The sequence below is a fragment of the Parapedobacter sp. GCM10030251 genome, from assembly GCF_042666505.1.
In the GTDB taxonomy this organism is placed as follows: domain Bacteria; phylum Bacteroidota; class Bacteroidia; order Sphingobacteriales; family Sphingobacteriaceae; genus Parapedobacter.
In genome coordinates this window covers 52,012-70,359 of the sequence record NZ_JBHTDN010000013.1, presented here as the reverse complement: position 1 = coordinate 70,359, position 18,348 = coordinate 52,012, and the positions used below count along the sequence as shown (strand labels likewise).

The window sequence follows — 18,348 nt, the reverse complement described above, 5'->3', positions numbered from 1 at the left end:
TGCGAAATGCTAATTATTCACTCAACAGCAGGGTCTGAGTACGATCGGGCCCTACGGAAAGGTATTTGATCGGTACGCCCAGATGGTTTTCCAAATATCGGATGTATGCGTTTAGTGTATCAGGAATTTGCTCTTTCCGGGTAATTCCACATAGGTCGGCATTCCATCCTTCCAAACGCTCATACACAGGCTCCGGTTCGACGCTTATGATATCGTATGGCATGTAATCGATTTTTTCGCCATCCTGTATGTAATGTGTACAGGCGTATATGGTATCGAATCCGCTTAATACGTCGGCTTTGGTCATTACCAGCTCCGTAACTCCATTGAGCATGATGGCATATTTGAGGGCGGGTAAATCGATCCAACCGGTACGACGGGGGCGTCCGGTGGTAGCGCCGAATTCATGGCCCAGCTGACGGAGTTTTTCACCGGTTTCATCTTCCAGTTCGGTAGGAAACGGTCCGCCACCTACCCGTGTGCAATAGGCTTTGAAAATTCCGATTACCTGGCCAATCTTGGAAGGAGCGATACCCAATCCTGTGCACGCACCGGCTGTGGTTGTGTTGGATGAGGTGACAAAGGGATAAGAGCCGAAATCAATATCCAGCAGCGTTCCCTGTGCTCCTTCTGCGAGCACGCGCTTGCCTTCACGAAGATACCGGTTTACAAGATGCTCACTGTCCACGTGTGGGATGGTTTTCAGGAATTCTACCGCTTCCATGAAAGCTTGTTCGCGTTCGCTGAAATCGGGTATTTCGCCGTAATGAGAAAGAATGGACTTATGTTTTTCGACTAACCGTTCGTATCGCGTCATAAAATCCGGTAATGTGGTATCGCCTACGCGTAACCCATTTCTCCCGGTTTTGTCCATGTATGTGGGGCCGATGCCTTTAAGGGTGGATCCGATTTTGCCAGCGCCCATTTTACTTTCAGATGCAGCATCTAGCAGCTGATGAGTCGGCAGGATGAGGTGAGCCTTACGGGCAATAACCAGTGTCCCTGCAGCGACCGGATCGAAGCCGTTTTTCTTTAAGGTATCCAGCTCTCGTTTTAGGATTATGGGGTCAATGACGACTCCATTACCGATCAAATTGAGCGTATCTTTATTGAATATTCCTGACGGAATGGTATTCAATACATATTTCTGGTTATCGAATTCCAGCGTATGTCCAGCGTTCGGCCCTCCTTGAAAACGGGCAATTAAATCATATTTGGGACAGAGGACATCTACAATTTTGCCTTTCCCTTCGTCACCCCATTGTAGGCCCAAAAGCACATCAACTTGCATAGTTTAATTTAGCATTGAAAAAAGAAATCATTAATGGAATACCAATTCGTGGCAAATCTAACATTATTTTGATATTCTGTGAGGATTATTCAAAAAGTAGATATTTATGCTACCGGATGCCCACATGGCCATGGATAGCAACGTGTTTAGTAATAGTAAGGTCACTTAATGGACTTCAGCGAGTTCTACTTGCTTCCGGGTAGGCACTTCCCGTAAGCCATCCTTCTTTGCAGAACAATCGCTGCATACACCATAAAGATTAAGTGAATGGTGTTTAATATCAAATTTGAGGAGTTCGCCCATCATACTTTGTATTTGATGGATGCGGGGATCGCAGAACTCAACAACTTTGCCGCATTCGATGCAAATGATGTGGTCGTGTTGTTTGTATCCATAGGATTTCTCAAACTGGGCCATGTTTTTTCCGAATTGGTGTTTCGTAACCAAATCACATGATACCAACAGTTCCAGCGTATTGTATACCGTTGCGCGGCTTACCCGGTATTTTTTGTTTTTCATATGGATATACAGCGATTCCACATCGAAATGGTCATTCCGGGAATAAATTTCCTCCAGAATGGCGTAGCGTTCCGGAGTCTTGCGGAGGCTTTTATTTTCCAGATAAGCCTCGAAAATCTTTTTTACTGTTTGGTAGTTTTCCGTTTGAGTCATCATCCGAAAGTTTAACGTACAAATTTACATAAAGTTATTGGGTTATACAAGTCAACTCCGATGGTCAATCAATCGAGTCAAAACGGGTAATTCCTGTAATGCCCTTGATCTGCTTCAAATGTCGGATCAGACTTTCCAGATGACCGGTATCATTCACAAAAATCATGATGGAACCTTCAAAAATGCCATCGTTGCTGGATATTGTGATAGAACGGATGTTTATCTTAAAATCGTCTGAAATCACCTTGGTAATTTTATTTACCAGACCTACATCATCGATGCCTACGATATGCAGGCCCGTTAGAAACGCCAATTCTTTTTGTGAAGTCCATTTGGCTTTGACGATGCGATACCCATAATTCGCCATCAGCTTAGCCGCGTTGGGGCAATTCGTCCGGTGGATTTTAATGCCGTCGTTGATGGTAATAAACCCGAAAACATCGTCACCGGGGATGGGATTACAACAGGGGGACAGCGTGTAGTCGATTTTTTGTAAGTCGTCGCCGATCAGCAGGGTTTCATAATCTTTTTTATTGATTTTATCCACCAATCCGCCAATATGCGACGCAAACTGTTGGCCATTAGGTTGTTCGACGCTTTTTTCACTCAGAGCGAATTCTTTGAGATTTTTGATGTCTATTTCTCCTTTCGCAACATTGTAGAATAAGTCTTGCGATGAGGGATATTTGAAGAACATCGTCAGTTTATTGATGTTTTCTGTGTTGTATGTAATTTTAAGCGATTTCAGTTTTCGTTCGAGAATCTCCTTTCCATCCTCAGCCACACGCCTTTTTTCTTCCTTTAGTGCCGATTTTATTTTGGATTTGGCTTTGGCGGTTACCACGAAATTGAGCCAGTCTTCCTTGGGGGTCTGTTTGCTTGAGGTAATGATTTCCACCTGGTCACCGTTTTGAAGTTTGTGGCTCAAGGGAACTAGCTTATGGTTGACTTTCGCACCGATACAACTGGCACCCAGATCAGAGTGTATTTCAAAAGCGAAGTCAAGCGCAGTTGCGTTGTGAGGTAATTGGATCAGCGCGCCTTTAGGCGTGAAAATAAAAATCTCATCTGAAAAGAGATTCATCTTGAAATCGTCCAAGAAATCCATTGCATTCGGCTCAGGATTAGTTAGGATTTCACGTACTTTCTGTATCCATTGATCCAATCCGCTATCGGAGTTGGATTCCTTGTATTTCCAGTGGGCAGCAAATCCTTTTTCAGCGATTTCGTTCATTCGAACGGTACGGATTTGGACCTCTACCCACTGGCCTTTAGGGCCCATCACCGTGGTATGCAATGACTCATATCCATTGGCTTTTGGCGAAGAAATCCAATCCCTTAACCGATCCGGATTCGGCCGGTATAGGTCTGTTACGATGGAGTAGGCCTTCCAGCAATCTGCTTTTTCATTTTCCTGCGTAGTGTCAATGATAATCCGGATGGCAAAAAGATCGTATACTTCTTCAAAAGGGATCGACTTTTTGCGCATTTTGCTCCAAATGGAATGAATAGATTTTGGTCGGCCGAACACCTGGGCCTTGATGTCCTGTTCGTGTAGGATTTCTTTAATCGGCTCAACAAAGTTGTGAATAAAGCGTTCGCGTTCCGCCTTCTTTTCATTTAGTTTTTTTGCGATAAACTTGTATGTATCCGGATCGGTATATTTCATGGAAAGATCTTCCAATTCGGATTTGATAGCGTATAAGCCGAGGCGGTGGGCCAGGGGCGCATACAGGTACGACGTCTCGGAGGCAATTTTCAATTGTTTATCCCGCGGCATGAAATCCATCGTCCGCATATTATGAAGCCGGTCAGCCAATTTAATGAGGATCACCCGCACATCGTCTGCCAGCGTGAGTAACATTTTCCGGAAATTTTCCGCCTGCATGGAGCTGTTCGGGTCAAATATGCCGGATATTTTGGTCAGGCCATCGATAATGCGGGCTACTTTCTTGCCGAACTCCCGTTCAATATCATCGAGAGTGATGGAGGTATCCTCCACTACGTCATGTAGCAATGCGCACACGATGGATGTCGTCCCCAACCCGATTTCTTCCGCAGCAATCTGGGCAACTGCTATCGGATGATAAATATAAGGCTCTCCCGACTTTCGACGCATATCTTTATGGCTATCGAGAGCCAGATCGAAAGCCTTGCGTATCATTTGCTTATCCCCACGTTGCAACGTGGGTTTACAGGCGCGTAACAACGCACGGTATCGCCGACGTATTTCTTTGCTTTCTGCTTCTAAATCAATCACTAATTCTTTCATTCGTAACGCTTATGCCGAAAAAATGACAAACTTGCAAATCAATCCAAGTTTGTCTAAGTTTGTATATCCGTTATTGATGATTGGACGCGTTTGTTGTCCTTTCGTTTAATCATATAAATATACGGATAATTATTGAAATAGCATCGATGAGCTACGCGACAGTGCTGATTTTTTTTACGATCGTATTTCTTTCCGGAACTGCAACAGCACAGGATACGTCGCTGCAGCAGCCGACGCTTCTACAGCCGCCGCAACGGAGAGTGTCTACTGCGTTGGTGGACGGCGAGCGGGTTCCGTGGATGCTGATCCCGGAGGTGCAAGTTACGCGTAAGCGCATTTTCAGAAGCCCTGAAGACAAGGCTCGCTATCTCCGGCTGCGCTATAATGTGATCAAGGTACTACCCTATGCCAAATATGCGCAACGCAGGTATGAGCAACTGTATCGGGATTTGGCGATTACCGAAAATAAGCGGGAGCAAAAGCGGTTGGTAAAGGCCTGTGAAAAGGAGATCAAGGACATGTTCAATAAAGAAGTCAAAAATCTTACGATTTCCCAAGGCGAAATATTGATCAAATTGATTGACCGCCAAACCGGGAATTCCAGCTATGAAGTGGTGAAGGATTTACGCGGCGGCATAACAGCCTTTTTTTACCAATCCGTGGCTCGGGTATTTGGCCACAACCTCAAGGATACCTACAATGCGGAAGAAGATTTTGAAATAGAAAATATCATCCGCAGCCTAGAGCGTCCTTCCTATCGGTATTTTTGAAGCCTTCTGGGTGTTTTTTTTATCTTTGTGCCTACGATTAGTTGAGCATATATATGAAAGAAAGAGAAGATAAGAAACTCGATATTTTGGTGATAACCGTACATCCCGATGATGCAGAATTGGGGTGTGGAGGCACTATCGCCAAACAGATAGCGATGGGCCGTAAAGTTGGACTGGTTGATCTTACCCGGGGAGAACTGGGTACTCGCGGTACCCCGGAAATACGACAGACCGAAGCAGATAATGCTGCAACGATACTGGGATTGACTGTTCGGGAAAACCTGGGCATGCGAGACGGTTTTTTTCAAAATGATGAGCCTCATCAGCTCAAGGTCATTTATGCCTTACGTAAGTACCAGCCCGAAATCGTCATTACGAATGCACTTCGCGATCGTCATCCCGACCACGGAAGGGCAGGAGAATTGGTGAATGATGCCGTGTTTTTGTCCGGTCTACGCAAAATTAAAACCGCTGATGACGGAATGGATCAAGCTCCGCATCGCCCACGGCTGGTGCTTCAGTTAATTCAGGATGAATATATCAAACCCGATATTGTTGTCGACGTCAGCGACTATTGGGAACGTAAGATTGAAGCGATTAATGCCTATAAGTCTCAGTTCTTCAACGAATCCTATCAGGAAGGCGAACCCGAAACCTATATTTCAAAACCGGATTTCCTGGAATATATCGAAGGCAGATCGCGGGAATACGGAAAATACATCGGTGTGAAGCACGCAGAAGGCTTTACCTGTCGGCGATTGCTTGGAGTGGACGATGTGTTTGCGTTGAAATAGCGGATTAAACCGCGAAGCTTTCTCCGCAAGCACAGGTACGGGATGCGTTTGGATTATGAAATTCAAAACCTTTGCCGTTAAGACCGTCTGAGTAGTCGAGCTCCGTTCCCGCCAGATAAAGGTATGATTTAATATCCAGACAGATTTTAATCCCTTTGTCTTCAACCAGTTGATCTCCCTTTTTCTCCTCGTTGTCAAAATTGAGTTTATAACTCAACCCGGAGCAGCCACCACTTTCGACGCCTACGCGCACAAAATAAGTGTTATCATAGCCCTCCTCGCGCATAATGTCGAGGATACGTTCCTTTGCTTTCTCTGTGATCGTTACCATTTGTGTCTTTTTTCAACCGTTTGACAACCACAAAGATCGGAAAATTCAATGTACATTGCAAAGCTTGCTCCGTTTGTTGTGTGTCATTTTAGCTAGGTTTGTGTCGACCGTCTTCCAAACACGCGCATCAAATAAAACAAAAAAGGAAGTATGAATATGCTGCCGGCAAGCAGTGCCCACGCCAGGGCGGTGATCGTTTTCTCGTCGCCCGCATGGCTTAATAGCGAAAGTCCGCCGCCGTTTTTAAAGAGTACCAATTCCGGATAATGCTGATACGTTGCAGCTAACAGAATCATGACCACCTGAAAGCCAGCCAGTATTCGCGAAGCAATCGCTTTTTTTCTTTTAAAAGCCATAAAAGTGAGCGCCAGGGATATCGTCGCTAAACCAATTGCCGCTTGGCCGATTATGCCACCGAATATCCATTCGATCAGTGGTATGTCGGAATAGAAAGCGGCTAGGAAAACCAGGGCGCCAGCGACGACAACCAGGTAGATGAATCGTTTGGCAATGCGAATGGCTAATGCTTGGTCGATTCCCCGTTCTACGGTACCAATGGCATACGTTGCTGCTAGGTATCCGCAGATGGCGGTCGTGAACAGCCCGATTGCAACCCCGAACCAAGTAAACCAGCTCCCGATGTAAGCTGAAAAAAAGTCGCCGGCTTGCGGATCAATGGTGCGGGAGACGGTAGCAGCAGCGAGGACGCCTAAAAAAAAGGGGGTTACCATGCTCGACCACATAAAGATGCGAGCATACAGCAGCTGCCAGTGGTCGTCTACCGCATCATAGTTTCTGAACACGAAAGCCGTGCCGCGGGCAATGATACCCAACAACATAGCAACCAACGGAATGTGCATAAATATGGACATCGTGGTATATATTTCGGGAAAACCGACAAAGAGAATTACGATGGCAATAATAAGCCACATGTGATTCGCCTCCCAAACGGGGCCGATTGCTCGGGCCATAACCGCGCGTATTTGTGGTTTATATCGTCGGGGCACGACCAATTCGACGATGCCGGCACCAAAGTCCGCGCCCCCCAAAAGTAAATACAGACAAATAGAAGCCCAGAGAAAAACGATGACAATGAGTAGCATATCACTTAATCTTTTCGTACGAAGGGTCGGTTACGTCATATAGTTTGCCCACCATTTTTATTTGCCGATAGAGTAAGAAAGCGACAATAGCGGACAGGGAAATAAAGACGGCTGTAAATAAATAGAACGAATATACAATGCCTGGCATTGGCGTTACCGCGTCGGCCGTACGCATAACGCCATGGATGATCCACGGTTGGCGGCCTACTTCGGTGACGATCCAGCCGGCTTCAACGGCAATGTATCCAAGTGGCGTCGCTATTACGAATAAGCGCAGCAACCAGTTGCTTTCCAACCACGATTTACGTCTGATAAGCGCAACCAAATAGAGTATTGCAAGCAGTACCAATGCCACGCCAATTGCCACCATTACCTGAAATGCATAATGAACGATGGCTACGGGCGGCCAGTTTTCCTTCGGAATGTCTTTCAGTCCGGTGACGGGAGCTGCTGCATCACCATGGGCCAGGAAGCTCAGCAAGCCAGGCAGTTTAATTGCATATTTAACCGTTTTTGTGTCTTCGTCCGGTATGCCGCCGATGAGTAAAGGCGCGTTACTTTCGGTCTCGAAATGCGCCTCCATGGCTGCTAATTTTGCTGGCTGCCGGGAAGCTACGTCTTTGGCGGAGATGTCTCCGCTGATGGGCTGAAGGACGGCGGCAATGCAGGCAAATAGCGCCGAAATTCGGAAAGCGGCTGTATGGAACACCACATTTTTGCGTTTAAGGATCATCAGTGCATGGATACCCGATACGGCGAATCCAGTGGCGGCAAAGGCCGCCAGTGTCATATGCAACGCCTGAGAAAACCAGGCGTCGTTAAACATCGCCTTGAGGGGATCTATATTCAGGTATTGGCCATCAATGAAGTCGAAGCCGGCCGGACTATTCATCCAAGCGTTTGCCGCGACCACCAGTATACCGGACGCCAATCCGCTGAGTCCCACGATTACACCTGTGATCCAATGAAACCAGGGTCTCAGCCGGTCCCATCCGTACAGGAAAAAGCCCAGTGCAATGGCTTCGATAAAAAAGGCGGTGCCTTCCAGCGAAAATGGCATACCGAAGATAGGCCCGGCATGTTTCATGAAGGTAGGCCAAAGCAGCCCCAGTTCAAATGAGAGCATGGTGCCGGATACCGCACCGGTAGCAAAGAGAATGGCAACGCCTTTGCTCCACGCCTTCGTCAAGCCTTTGTAAATCGCATTACCCGTTCGCAGGTATATGAAATGCGCGATGGCCATAAAAAAAGGCATTACCATACCAATACAGGCAAATACGATGTGAAATCCGAGTGACATGGCCATCTGTGACCGTGCAGCAATAAAATCGTCCATGATGTTCAAAGCCTATTCCGGTCTAAAGTTATCAGTTTTTAGGCATAACAAACAGGTTTGTTGGGGCATAGCGCAAGCGGAATGCAATTTGTATTTATTCTAAACTATACATTTGTTTATGTTAATTAACTGAGTAAATAAAAATTTTACTCAATTTCTTTGTGTACATTTGCCGCCATGACCTTTGGGCTGATTCAACGAATCAAATTATACGCTAAGCAAACCTTACACTTCCTTATCGGAAGTCAGACTGATTTGACGTTGGAGAACAGACTTTTCAATTCAATGATGTTGATTGCCCTTTTTATAATGGTGTTTAATATTCCGTTTAATTATTTCTCGGGTCTACGGATGACGGCTTTGATTTTTACTTGCCTCACGGCAATGATTAGTTATTTATATTATTTAGCTCGATTTAAAAAGCAAATATCAACGAGTATTGCCGTTTCATCTTTTTTAGTGATCACGCTATTCGCGGCCAATTATTTTTTTAGTGGCGGCATTCAAGGCGCGACACTTCTTTCGCTTATGCTGGCCTTCTTGCTGATTATTATTGTGTCTCCGAAAAAGCTCTATCCGCTATGGGTCGTATTGAGCTTATTGGTAGTAGCCGGATTGTTATGGATGGAGTATTACTATCCTGGTGTAATCTATGTTTCGTATCCAGATAGAAAAGCGCGCTTTGTTGATATTGCATTTACCTATGGAACCGGCATCGTGGTGAGTTTCTTCAGCGTATTTTATTTAAAGGAGGCCTACAACGAGGAGAAGAAATCTGCAGATCAAAAGACGATAGAACTGACGCAACTAAACGAGGAGAAGTTGAAACTTTTTTCTATCATCTCTCATGATTTACAGGCGCCATTGTCTTCACTGCATAGCTACGTTCGGTTGGTCGCCAACGAGCGGTTTAATTCGGATGAGCGGAAGCTAGTTGAACGCGGACTTGCAAACGCGCTTCATGGTACCCAGGAGATGCTTTCCAATATGCTGGTATGGTCACAGAATCAGTTGGGGGGCGCCCGTGTAACCCTTATGCCTCACAATATCCATGAAGTTTTGATCCCTGTTGTGGATATTCAGAAAATCTATGCTTATCAAAAGGGAATTGTATTGGAAACGGATATAGACGGGATGTTGAAAGCTTTGGTTGACCGGGACATGCTGCAGCTTATCGTGAGAAACCTTATCAACAATGCAATTAAATTTACACCAACCGGTGGCCGGATCCGTGTTTCCGCGTCGCGGTCCGGATCTCACTGCGAAATCACGGTAGAAGACAACGGAATAGGAATACCGATCGCGCAGCAGGCAGCCTTATTTTCGTTAAAAACACGTTCCACTTATGGGACGAACAACGAACGAGGCATCGGATTGGGATTGTTCCTATGCAATGAATATGCGCAGGCACAGAATGGTTCGATATCATTCGAAAGCGAGCACGGCAAAGGAACTCGATTTTACATCCGGTTGCCCCTGACAGACTGATTAATTTATCGTCTCGCTGCTATATCGGCAAAACTCTTCTCATTCCACACTGCCAGCTCTTGTGAAATATTTGTAATACCAAGAGTCGTGCAAGTCGCTGATAATGACTCCCTTGCTGGTGGATACATGTACAAACTTGTTGTTGTGCAAATATATACCAACATGGTCTATTTCCCTGCGTCCGAAAGAGAAAAACACAAGGTCACCTTCTTTTAACTGCCGTTCGTACTTGCGTTTGATTTGGCCGGCTATGTCCTTCGATACGCGTGGTATCGACTTTCCATACACGTCGCGCATCACCATACCAACAAACGCAGAGCAATCCAGTCCCCGGCGGTCTATTCCTCCCGAACGATGGGGAGTGCCCATCCATTCGTCAATATAACGATACAAAGCGGCCGTCTGCAGTTGGTTGGGTGCTACGCCCAGTACTTCTGCATAACCTTCTAACAATCTACTTCCTGCATTTATATCCCTGGGTGATGTCGTTGCATCGGTAAGGATCGCGCCTTTCGCTCTCTTTTTATCCTTTGCATTCTTTTTATAAGGCGCAGAGGCGACGGATCTATCCGCGGGAAGGGCATTTTTACGCGTGAGGCAGCTACTTAACAAAAGGACGGATAACGAGAGGCACCCCAATAACGGCACATAGCGATGTTTCATTGACTCGGTGACATTAACTGGCAGCGAATTTATGTATTAATGCCCAAAAATCTTCCAATCTTTTACCTTTGCATCATGATCATAAAAACGGCGACCTTCATAAGTAGTAATACCCGTGTGGATAAACTACCTACTCCCACGTTGCCAGAGTACGCATTTATTGGACGGTCCAACGTAGGTAAATCCTCGTTAATCAACGCCTTGACAGGAAATCGACATCTAGCGAAGACTTCACAGACACCGGGAAAGACGCAATTGATCAACCATTTTTTGATCAACGACGCTTGGTATTTGGTCGATCTGCCGGGATATGGCTTTGCTAAAGCTTCCAAATCCAGCCGTGCCGCCTGGGAGAAATTTATCCGTCGTTACTTATTACTGCGGGAAAACCTGCAATGCGTATTCGTATTAGTCGACAGTCGGCATGAACCCCAGCGAATCGACTTGGATTTCTGCTATTGGTTAGGGGAAAATGGAGTGCCTTTTATGCTGGTCTTTACCAAGGCCGATAAGCTCTCGACCGTAAAATCCCAATCGAATATCGAAAAGTTCCGTAATGCCCTATTGCAATGGTTTGAAGAAGTCCCAACTCATTTTCTCACGTCAGCCGAAACCCGATTGGGCTGCGACCAACTGTTAGCGGCCATAGATGAAATTAACAATAACTTCGAACCCACCGTGGCATCATGAAGAAATACCTTTCCCTTGTACTTTTTGCACACAGCATTTTTGCGATTCCGTTTGCCATCATCGGTTTTTTCCTTGCCGTCAATACAACCGCCTATGGATTTGATTGGTTGAAATTGGCGTTAATGCTAGGTTGCATGGTATTTGCACGCAATGCCGCAATGGCATTTAATCGCTACCTGGATCGAGATATTGATGCAATTAACCCACGCACCGCGATGCGTGACATCCCGTCGGGAAAGATCAGTCCTTCGCAGGCATTGATATTTACGGTCGCTAACTGTATTCTGTTTGTTGGAACCACTTGGTTTATCAACCCGATTTGCTTTTACCTTTCGCCGGTAGCGCTGACCGTGATTTTGGGTTACAGTTACATGAAGCGTATCACACCGCTATGCCACCTCGTTCTGGGATTGGGACTTGGTTTGGCACCTATCGGGGCTTATCTCGTGGTAACGGGTATGTTTCACATCGTTCCGATTTTCTATTCGCTTGCAGTGTTGTTTTGGGTAGGTGGATTCGATATTATTTATGCATTGCAAGACGAGGAATTTGACCGTCAAAACCACCTCAGTTCCATTCCTGCCTGGTTGGGTAAGCGAAGAGCGCTGCGTGTTTCTGAGGTTTTCCATGTGCTGTCTGCAATTTTTGTAATCTTACCTATGTTTTTTTTTCAGCTCGGCGGATTTTATGTGGTCGGTGTGATTTTTTATTGTGCGCTTCTCGTCTATCAGCATCGAATTGTAAGCCCTTCCGACTTAAGCAAAGTGAACCGAGCCTTCATGACGACCAATGGCATTGCCTCCGTTGTATTTGCGTGTTTCTTCCTGCTGGATATGGTTTTTTGATTTGTCATTCCCTGAATAAATCCCTTTATTTGCAAAAATCTGAAATGACGAATGGGGAAACGAGCATGAGTTCCGGCCCGCGAATAACATAGATAACTCATGCAAGCTTCATCACCGCTAAAAAGCAAATGATTATAGATGAAAAACTTACTGATTGTAGAGTCACCAGCGAAAGCGAAAACTATAGAAGGATATTTGGGCAAAGATTTTTTGGTCAAATCAAGTTACGGGCATATCCGCGATTTGGTAAAGACCGACGATGCAATTGATGTCGAAAACAATTTTAAACAAAAATACGAAGTGCCTGCTGATAAAAAGGCCGTAGTCAGCGAGCTGAAAAAACTAGCAAAGGAAGCGGAAACTGTTTGGCTAGCCTCCGACGAGGACCGGGAAGGGGAAGCTATTTCTTGGCACTTATATGAAACGTTGGGACTTCAGGACAGTCGTACAAAGCGGATCGTTTTTCACGAGATAACTAAACCTGCCATTCTGAAAGCTATCGAAACACCTCGCAGAATCGATTTTAATTTGGTCAATGCGCAGCAAGCACGACGTGTACTGGATCGGTTGGTAGGCTTTGAACTTTCTCCGGTATTGTGGAAAAAGGTGAAGCCTTCTCTTTCGGCAGGAAGGGTACAATCTGTAGCGGTCAGGCTAATTGTCGATCGCGAGCGGGAGATTAACCGTTTTCAGGCTGAGGCCGCCTTCAAACTCGTCGCTATTTTTCAGACTGACAATCCAAAAGAATCGTTCAAGGCGGAATTGCCACAGCGCTTTCCAGACCTGGCGGATGCCGAACAATTCTTGACCGACTGCGTAACGGCTGATTTTATAGTGAATAGCTTGGAAACCAAGCCTTCCAAACGTAATCCAGCAGCGCCTTTCACGACTTCTACACTACAACAGGAGGCTAGTCGAAAATTGGGCTTTTCCGTCGCTCGTACCATGGCGGTAGCACAGCGGCTTTATGAGGCTGGCAGAATCACTTATATGCGTACCGATTCAGTGAACTTGAGTGATACGGCACTGTTAGGCGCGGAAGAGGAGATTAAAGCAGCCTATGGAGCCAACTACCATAAACGTCGTCAGTACCGGACCAAATCGGCCGGCGCGCAAGAGGCGCACGAGGCCATTCGTCCAACGTATTTCGACCGGCACACCATCGACGGTGATCATGCAGAAAGGCGACTGTACGAATTGATCTGGAAACGTGCCATAGCCTCCCAAATGAGCGAGGCTGAGTTTGAGAAGACGACTGCGAAAATCGGCATTTCCACACGGCGTGAAGAATTGGTAGCCAACGGAGAGGTAATGCGATTTGACGGTTTTCTAAAGGTCTATTTTGAATCGACCGACGAGGAGCAGGACGTTAATCTGGACAACGATGGTGAGAACACCTTGCTCCCTCCCCTGCAGCGGAACCAACGGGTGCAATTGCGCTCCATGACCGCCACTGAACGTTTTTCCCGTCCGCCTGCCCGCTATACAGAGGCTAGTCTCGTAAAAAAACTGGAGGAGTTAGGCATTGGCCGCCCGTCCACCTACGCGCCCACCATTTCGACGATACAAAATCGGGGCTATGTGGTCAAAGAAGATCGCGAAGGGAAGTCTCGTGACTATCGTGTGCTAGAACTCCAGAATGGCCAGTTGTCGACTCTGGTTAAGACGGAAATCACTGGCGCAGAAAAAGCCAAGTTATTCCCTACCGACATCGGTGTGGTGGTAAATGACTTTCTGGTCGAACATTTCAAAGGAATCGTAGACTTCAATTTCACGGCCAAGGTCGAAAAGGAATTCGATGAGATTGCTCAGGGAATGAAGGAGTGGACAGACATGCTGCGGGGCTTCTACGGGCCGTTTCATACGGAAGTAGAAACCACCATCAAAAATGCCGACCGCGCCACCAACGAACGAGAATTAGGAATTGATCCTGAATCCGGGAAACGGGTCAGTGTGCGCATCGGAAGGTTTGGGCCCATTGTGCAGATCGGATCAGCCGAAGATGAGGAGAAGCCCCGTTTTGCGAGTTTAAGGCCGGGGCAGATGATTGAAACCATCACCTTTGAAGATGCACTCGATTTATTTAAGCTGCCCAAAAAAATAGGAGAATTTGAAGGGAAGGAAATGACGGTAGCCATTGGTAGATTCGGACCTTACATCCGCCATAATAATGCTTTTTATTCGCTACCCAAGGATGTTGATCCACACGGCGTCACAACCGATACTGCCATACAGATTATTCAGGATAAGCGGCAACGGGACATCGAGAAGGTAGTCAAGGTATTCGACGAGAATCCGGATGCTCGTATAGAAAACGGCCGTTGGGGACCGTTTATCCGCTTCGGCAAGCAGAATATCAAGATGCCCAAGGGAACGGATGTCGCGTCTGTAACATACGCAGACGTTTTAAAATGGGCAGAAGCTGGAGATAAGAAGCCAAAGAAAAAAGGAAAGAAATCGTAAATGAAAAAAGACCTGCCTGAAAATATAGTCAATGACATCTCGATCGCCGTAGTTCTTGAAAGTGATTCGCCTACCGGCAAAGTCTGGAACGTTTACCTGATCAACGAAAAAAACATACCCATCAAAAATGTGATGGTTAGTTCTAAAGGCTACGGTGTTAAAGACGACAAAGAGGTAAAAACGTCTATATTGCGTCACTTTATAGGCGATATCGATCCGCATGACTATGCGAAAATCGAAGCGATCGATGAACAGGTATTCGGGTTAACCAATGAGTATTGGCTCAGTTATTACATCGATGGAACCATCTACGATAAAAAATATATTTTTTTACCAGAAAGTATCATTGATGATAACCTGATCAAAGTACCGGTGTTGAATAAACCCGGGGTACTAATTGGAGGAAATAACTGATCAATGGCCCGGACAAACAAAATCATCGCGATCGACGGATACTCGTCCTGTGGCAAAAGTACACTGGCTAAAGCACTGGCGAAGAAACTCCATTACGTTTATGTCGATAGCGGAGCCATGTATCGGGCCGTGACGTTATATTTTATACGGAACGATATCCCCATTACGGATACCGAAAAAGTGATCCAGGCCTTAGCGGCGATTCATATTGATCTCCATAACGAAGCCGGAAATACCACCATTTTCTTAAATGATGAAGATGTGTCCGAGGAAATCAGGCAGATGTACGTTTCCGATTATGTCAGCGAAGTCAGTGCGGTCAAAGCCGTGCGTTCGGCGATGGTTACCCAGCAGCAAAAGTTAGGACAACGGCGTAACATCGTCATGGACGGTCGCGATATTGGTACAACGGTGTTCCCCGACGCTGACTTGAAAATATTCATGACAGCCGATCCCAAAGTGCGCGCGGAACGCCGCTACCTGGAATTAAAAAACAAAGGAGAGGCGATCACCTTGGAAGAGGTATTTGAAAACTTAGCGCACCGTGATTACATTGACACCACTCGCGAAGAAAGTCCACTGATTCGAGCAGAGGATGCCATTGTATTGGACAACACCGACCTCAACGAGGAGGAGCAGCTACAGTTCGTTCTTGACCGGTTATAGCCTGCCAGGATAGGTCGCTAATCCCTGCTCAAGACAAAGCAGTGCCCGCTTCAGGTCGTTCACATTCAGTACATATGCCAGCCTCACTTCGTTCTTCCCGGCTTCAGGCGTGCTATAAAAGCCACTTGCCGGGGCCATCATGACGGTCTGGTTTTCATAAGAGAAATGTTCCAGCATCCATTGGCAGAACTTATCGGCATTATCAACGGGCAAACGGGCCACCACATAAAAGGCGCCTCCCGGGTTTGGAGTATATACGCCCTTGATTGCATTAAGGCCTGCCACCAAGGTATCTCTCCTAAATGTGTATTCTTTTTTTACCGCATCGAAATAAGTCTGTGGAGTGTCAATAGCGGCTTCAGCTGCAATCTGGGCAACAGCCGGCGGACTAAGTCGGGCTTGTGCAAACTTCAATGCCGCATTCCAAAGCTCTCTGTTTTTCGTGATCAAACAACCCAGTCGCGCTCCACAAGCACTGTAACGCTTGGAGACCGTATCGACCACTACCGTGTGCTGTTCCAGTCCGTCGAGTTGCATGGGCGATATGAACTCCCGGCCGTCGTAGCAAAATTCGCGATAAGCTTCATCGACCAGCAAGAATAAATCGTGTTTCAGACAGAGGTCCCTTAACGCTTCCATTTCTTCGCGGGAATATAGGTAACCCGTGGGGTTATTGGGATTACAGATCGCAATAGCTCGCGTGTTTGGCGTAATGGCCGCTTCAAAATCTGCGATAGGGGGGAGTGCGAATCCCTGATCGATGTGAGAGAGTATAGGTATTACGTTAACACCGGCTGATCGGGTGAAACTGTTGTAATTTGCATAGAAGGGCTCAGGAATGATAATTTCTTCGCCGGGGTTGATGCAAGTTTGCATGGCGAAGGAAAGCGCCTCAGAGCCGCCGTTTGTTACCAGGATGTCGTCCGGGTTTATATCGTATCCCAACGTGTTATAATAACCGGCTAATTTCCTTCGATAGGATTCCGTTCCTTCAGACGGCGTGTATGCCCACACTTTGAAATCGATGTTGCGAATGGCATCCAACATCAATTGGGGTGTCTCGATATCGGGTTGGCCGATGTTCAGGTGATATACATGTTTACCCTCCCGCTTTGCTTTTTCAGCATAAGGGGTAAGTTTACGGATTGGAGAAGCCGGCATTTCGTCGCCTTTTACACTAATTGCGGGCATGTCACAGTATTAATACGATGTTAATTTTGACGCAATATTAAGCATAGCTTTTCATTTAAAAGCAAAAAAAAGCCGCTAAAAAAATAGCGGCCTCCTATCTTTTTATAAGATGTTATAAATTAACCGGTTACCTCTCCCTTGATGTAGAGAGTCTTTACAGGTGTTTTGGTGTTGGATCGCACCGTAAAATTTTTGGTAAAAGGTTGTTTTGCAGCTGCATTGTAGGTCACCGATATCGTGCCCGTTTCTCCGGGTTTTACAGGTGTTTTGGTGAATTCGGCTACAGAGCACCCGCAGGACGGCTTCACTTCGTTGATGATAATCGGTTCTGTACCCACATTAGTGAACGTAAACACGTGAGTAACCGGCTTACCCTGGGGTATTTTACCAAAATCGTGGGTTTCTTTGTCAAACTTAAATTCTGCTTTGCTATTCTGCTGGGCGAGCGCCGTGGTACTCACAAAAGCTACCAATAGGGCGCATATAGAAACAAATTTTTTCATCATCTTTTTTCTGAGTAAATGTTTTGTTTTAGTAATCGTTGTACAAATTTACTGTTTAGAATTGATAAGTCAAAAAATGTTCCAAAAACAATGGCTAGGGAAATCTATTTGTCGCCATCTGGCTAAACTAGGGGATATTGAGGTATTTATGGGTTTGTAAAGAGATTTCCCACTTGGGATTTTGCATTACGTAATCTACAATAAGCGGCGTCATTTCCTGTGCCTTAGACCATTCAGGCTGAAGATAAAGCCTGCAGGAAGGGGAGACCAGTGTTGCATGTTTTTCGGCCCAGGCGAAATCGCTTTTGTTGAAGACAATCACCTTCAGTTCACCTGCCACGGCGATAACATCGGGCAAAGGTGACTTGAATTTCTTGGGCGAAAGGCAAACCCAATCCCAGTGACCGCTCAACGGATAGGCACCGGATGTTTCAATAAACGTTTTGATGCCCGCCGCCTGCAATCCTTTCGTGAGGTAATCAAGGTTGTAAATCAAGGGTTCTCCGCCGGTTACGACCACGGCTTTTGACGGATACTGTTTAGCGTGTTCAATAATCGCGTCGGCCGGCGTAAGCGGATGCAGTTCGGCATCCCAGCTTTCTTTTACATCGCACCAATGGCATCCTACATCGCACCCGCCCAGGCGGATGAAATATGCGGCCTTGCCGGTATGATACCCTTCCCCTTGAATGGTGTAAAATTCTTCCATTAAGGGAAGCTGGGAGCCATCGTCTGGAATTTGGTGTGCCATGCGTGATTTTGAGGTTGCAAAGATACGGAAAATCATTCTCTTTCCGTATCTTTGTGCCCCAATGATGAATCACCTTTGTATGGTGGTTTGTGGAAATACAGTTTT

The 18,348-nt window shown here is 46.1% G+C and carries 18 protein-coding genes; 8 read left to right on the top strand and 10 right to left on the bottom strand.

Annotation, left to right across the window (positions count from 1 at the left end):
* Positions 1-13: 13 nt before the first annotated feature.
* From ACFQRK_RS21880 to ACFQRK_RS21870, 3 genes are all read right to left on the bottom strand, one after another.
* Positions 14-1,291: an adenylosuccinate synthase gene (locus tag ACFQRK_RS21880; protein WP_379010370.1), complete on the bottom strand. Its 1,278-nt coding sequence runs from the start codon at positions 1,289-1,291 to the stop codon at positions 14-16.
* Positions 1,292-1,456: 165 nt separating this feature from the next.
* A complete protein-coding gene (locus tag ACFQRK_RS21875; RefSeq protein WP_379010389.1) occupies positions 1,457-1,963 on the bottom strand; it encodes a Fur family transcriptional regulator in 507 nt (168 codons plus the stop codon).
* Positions 1,964-2,027: 64 nt separating this feature from the next.
* Positions 2,028-4,235, bottom strand: a complete 2,208-nt coding sequence (locus ACFQRK_RS21870; protein WP_379010369.1) for a RelA/SpoT family protein — start codon at positions 4,233-4,235, stop codon at positions 2,028-2,030.
* 146 nt (positions 4,236-4,381) lie between these two features.
* On the opposite strand from ACFQRK_RS21870, the gene ACFQRK_RS21865 reads away from it, so the two are divergent.
* Together ACFQRK_RS21865 and bshB1 are read left to right on the top strand one after the other, a co-directional pair.
* On the top strand, positions 4,382-5,005 hold the full coding sequence (locus ACFQRK_RS21865; protein WP_379010368.1) for a DUF4294 domain-containing protein: 624 nt from the start codon (positions 4,382-4,384) through the stop codon (positions 5,003-5,005).
* Positions 5,006-5,058: 53 nt separating this feature from the next.
* Positions 5,059-5,799, top strand: coding sequence for a bacillithiol biosynthesis deacetylase BshB1 (gene bshB1, locus ACFQRK_RS21860; RefSeq protein ID WP_379010367.1), 741 nt, complete (start codon positions 5,059-5,061; stop codon positions 5,797-5,799).
* 4 nt (positions 5,800-5,803) lie between these two features.
* Here the strand turns inward: bshB1 and ACFQRK_RS21855 are convergent, their stop codons facing one another.
* From ACFQRK_RS21855 to ACFQRK_RS21845, 3 genes are all read right to left on the bottom strand, one after another.
* Entirely contained in the window at positions 5,804-6,130 is a 327-nt protein-coding gene (locus tag ACFQRK_RS21855) for a HesB/IscA family protein (RefSeq protein WP_379010365.1), read from the bottom strand.
* Positions 6,131-6,222: 92 nt separating this feature from the next.
* Positions 6,223-7,233, bottom strand: coding sequence for a cytochrome d ubiquinol oxidase subunit II (locus tag ACFQRK_RS21850; protein ID WP_379010363.1), 1,011 nt, complete (start codon positions 7,231-7,233; stop codon positions 6,223-6,225).
* Position 7,234: 1 nt separating this feature from the next.
* Entirely contained in the window at positions 7,235-8,494 is a 1,260-nt protein-coding gene (locus ACFQRK_RS21845) for a cytochrome ubiquinol oxidase subunit I (protein ID WP_379010388.1), read from the bottom strand.
* Between the two features lie 534 nt (positions 8,495-9,028).
* Here ACFQRK_RS21845 and ACFQRK_RS21840 point away from each other — a divergent pair.
* Entirely contained in the window at positions 9,029-10,057 is a 1,029-nt protein-coding gene (locus ACFQRK_RS21840) for a sensor histidine kinase (RefSeq protein ID WP_379010362.1), read from the top strand.
* A 39-nt stretch (positions 10,058-10,096) separates the two neighbouring features.
* Here ACFQRK_RS21840 and ACFQRK_RS21835 read toward each other — a convergent pair whose 3' ends face one another.
* Complete coding sequence (locus ACFQRK_RS21835; RefSeq protein WP_379010361.1) at positions 10,097-10,720, bottom strand: C40 family peptidase; 624 nt, start codon at positions 10,718-10,720, stop codon at positions 10,097-10,099.
* 75 nt (positions 10,721-10,795) lie between these two features.
* Here ACFQRK_RS21835 and yihA point away from each other — a divergent pair, with 75 nt between their 5' ends.
* The 5 genes from yihA (at position 10,796) to cmk (ending at position 15,798) form a co-directional block, all read left to right on the top strand.
* Positions 10,796-11,410 carry a ribosome biogenesis GTP-binding protein YihA/YsxC gene (gene yihA / locus ACFQRK_RS21830; RefSeq protein WP_379010360.1) on the top strand — a complete coding sequence of 205 codons (615 nt, stop codon included), beginning with the start codon at positions 10,796-10,798 and terminating at the stop codon, positions 11,408-11,410.
* Positions 11,407-12,255, top strand: coding sequence for a UbiA-like polyprenyltransferase (locus ACFQRK_RS21825; protein WP_379010359.1), 849 nt, complete (start codon positions 11,407-11,409; stop codon positions 12,253-12,255). Before yihA ends, ACFQRK_RS21825 begins: the two co-directional genes overlap by 4 nt.
* Positions 12,256-12,393: 138 nt before the next feature.
* A complete protein-coding gene (gene topA, locus ACFQRK_RS21820) occupies positions 12,394-14,718 on the top strand; it encodes a type I DNA topoisomerase (protein ID WP_379010358.1) in 2,325 nt (774 codons plus the stop codon).
* Positions 14,719-15,132, top strand: a complete 414-nt coding sequence (locus tag ACFQRK_RS21815; protein ID WP_379010356.1) for a hypothetical protein — start codon at positions 14,719-14,721, stop codon at positions 15,130-15,132.
* A gap of 3 nt (positions 15,133-15,135) precedes the next feature.
* Positions 15,136-15,798 carry a (d)CMP kinase gene (gene cmk / locus ACFQRK_RS21810; RefSeq protein ID WP_379010355.1) on the top strand — a complete coding sequence of 221 codons (663 nt, stop codon included), beginning with the start codon at positions 15,136-15,138 and terminating at the stop codon, positions 15,796-15,798.
* Here the strand turns inward: cmk and ACFQRK_RS21805 are convergent.
* The 3 genes from ACFQRK_RS21805 to ACFQRK_RS21795 all read right to left on the bottom strand — a co-directional run bounded on the left by ACFQRK_RS21805 (position 15,793) and on the right by ACFQRK_RS21795 (position 18,243).
* Entirely contained in the window at positions 15,793-16,989 is a 1,197-nt protein-coding gene (locus ACFQRK_RS21805) for a pyridoxal phosphate-dependent aminotransferase (RefSeq protein ID WP_379010354.1), read from the bottom strand. The two genes, cmk and ACFQRK_RS21805, sit on opposite strands and share 6 nt — an antisense overlap.
* A 119-nt stretch (positions 16,990-17,108) precedes the next feature.
* Positions 17,109-17,492: a DUF1573 domain-containing protein gene (locus tag ACFQRK_RS21800; RefSeq protein WP_379010387.1), complete on the bottom strand. Its 384-nt coding sequence runs from the start codon at positions 17,490-17,492 to the stop codon at positions 17,109-17,111.
* A 127-nt stretch (positions 17,493-17,619) separates the two neighbouring features.
* Positions 17,620-18,243, bottom strand: coding sequence for a 7-carboxy-7-deazaguanine synthase QueE (locus ACFQRK_RS21795; RefSeq protein ID WP_379010353.1), 624 nt, complete (start codon positions 18,241-18,243; stop codon positions 17,620-17,622).
* Positions 18,244-18,348: the final 105 nt, after the last annotated feature.

Coding starts and splice junctions, on each gene's coding strand:
- cmk (WP_379010355.1), top strand. CDS start 15,136: ATGGCCCGGACAAACAAAATCATCGCGATCGACGGATACTCGTCCTGT.
- ACFQRK_RS21800 (WP_379010387.1), bottom strand. CDS start 17,492: ATGAAAAAATTTGTTTCTATATGCGCCCTATTGGTAGCTTTTGTGAGT.
- ACFQRK_RS21825 (WP_379010359.1), top strand. CDS start 11,407: ATGAAGAAATACCTTTCCCTTGTACTTTTTGCACACAGCATTTTTGCG.
- ACFQRK_RS21850 (WP_379010363.1), bottom strand. CDS start 7,233: ATGCTACTCATTGTCATCGTTTTTCTCTGGGCTTCTATTTGTCTGTAT.
- ACFQRK_RS21845 (WP_379010388.1), bottom strand. CDS start 8,494: ATGGTAATGCCTTTTTTTATGGCCATCGCGCATTTCATATACCTGCGA.
- topA (WP_379010358.1), top strand. CDS start 12,394: ATGAAAAACTTACTGATTGTAGAGTCACCAGCGAAAGCGAAAACTATA.
- ACFQRK_RS21805 (WP_379010354.1), bottom strand. CDS start 16,989: ATGCCCGCAATTAGTGTAAAAGGCGACGAAATGCCGGCTTCTCCAATC.
- ACFQRK_RS21855 (WP_379010365.1), bottom strand. CDS start 6,130: ATGGTAACGATCACAGAGAAAGCAAAGGAACGTATCCTCGACATTATG.
- yihA (WP_379010360.1), top strand. CDS start 10,796: ATGATCATAAAAACGGCGACCTTCATAAGTAGTAATACCCGTGTGGAT.
- ACFQRK_RS21835 (WP_379010361.1), bottom strand. CDS start 10,720: ATGAAACATCGCTATGTGCCGTTATTGGGGTGCCTCTCGTTATCCGTC.
- bshB1 (WP_379010367.1), top strand. CDS start 5,059: ATGAAAGAAAGAGAAGATAAGAAACTCGATATTTTGGTGATAACCGTA.
- ACFQRK_RS21870 (WP_379010369.1), bottom strand. CDS start 4,235: ATGAAAGAATTAGTGATTGATTTAGAAGCAGAAAGCAAAGAAATACGT.
- ACFQRK_RS21875 (WP_379010389.1), bottom strand. CDS start 1,963: ATGACTCAAACGGAAAACTACCAAACAGTAAAAAAGATTTTCGAGGCT.
- ACFQRK_RS21795 (WP_379010353.1), bottom strand. CDS start 18,243: ATGGCACACCAAATTCCAGACGATGGCTCCCAGCTTCCCTTAATGGAA.
- ACFQRK_RS21815 (WP_379010356.1), top strand. CDS start 14,719: ATGAAAAAAGACCTGCCTGAAAATATAGTCAATGACATCTCGATCGCC.
- ACFQRK_RS21880 (WP_379010370.1), bottom strand. CDS start 1,291: ATGCAAGTTGATGTGCTTTTGGGCCTACAATGGGGTGACGAAGGGAAA.
- ACFQRK_RS21865 (WP_379010368.1), top strand. CDS start 4,382: ATGAGCTACGCGACAGTGCTGATTTTTTTTACGATCGTATTTCTTTCC.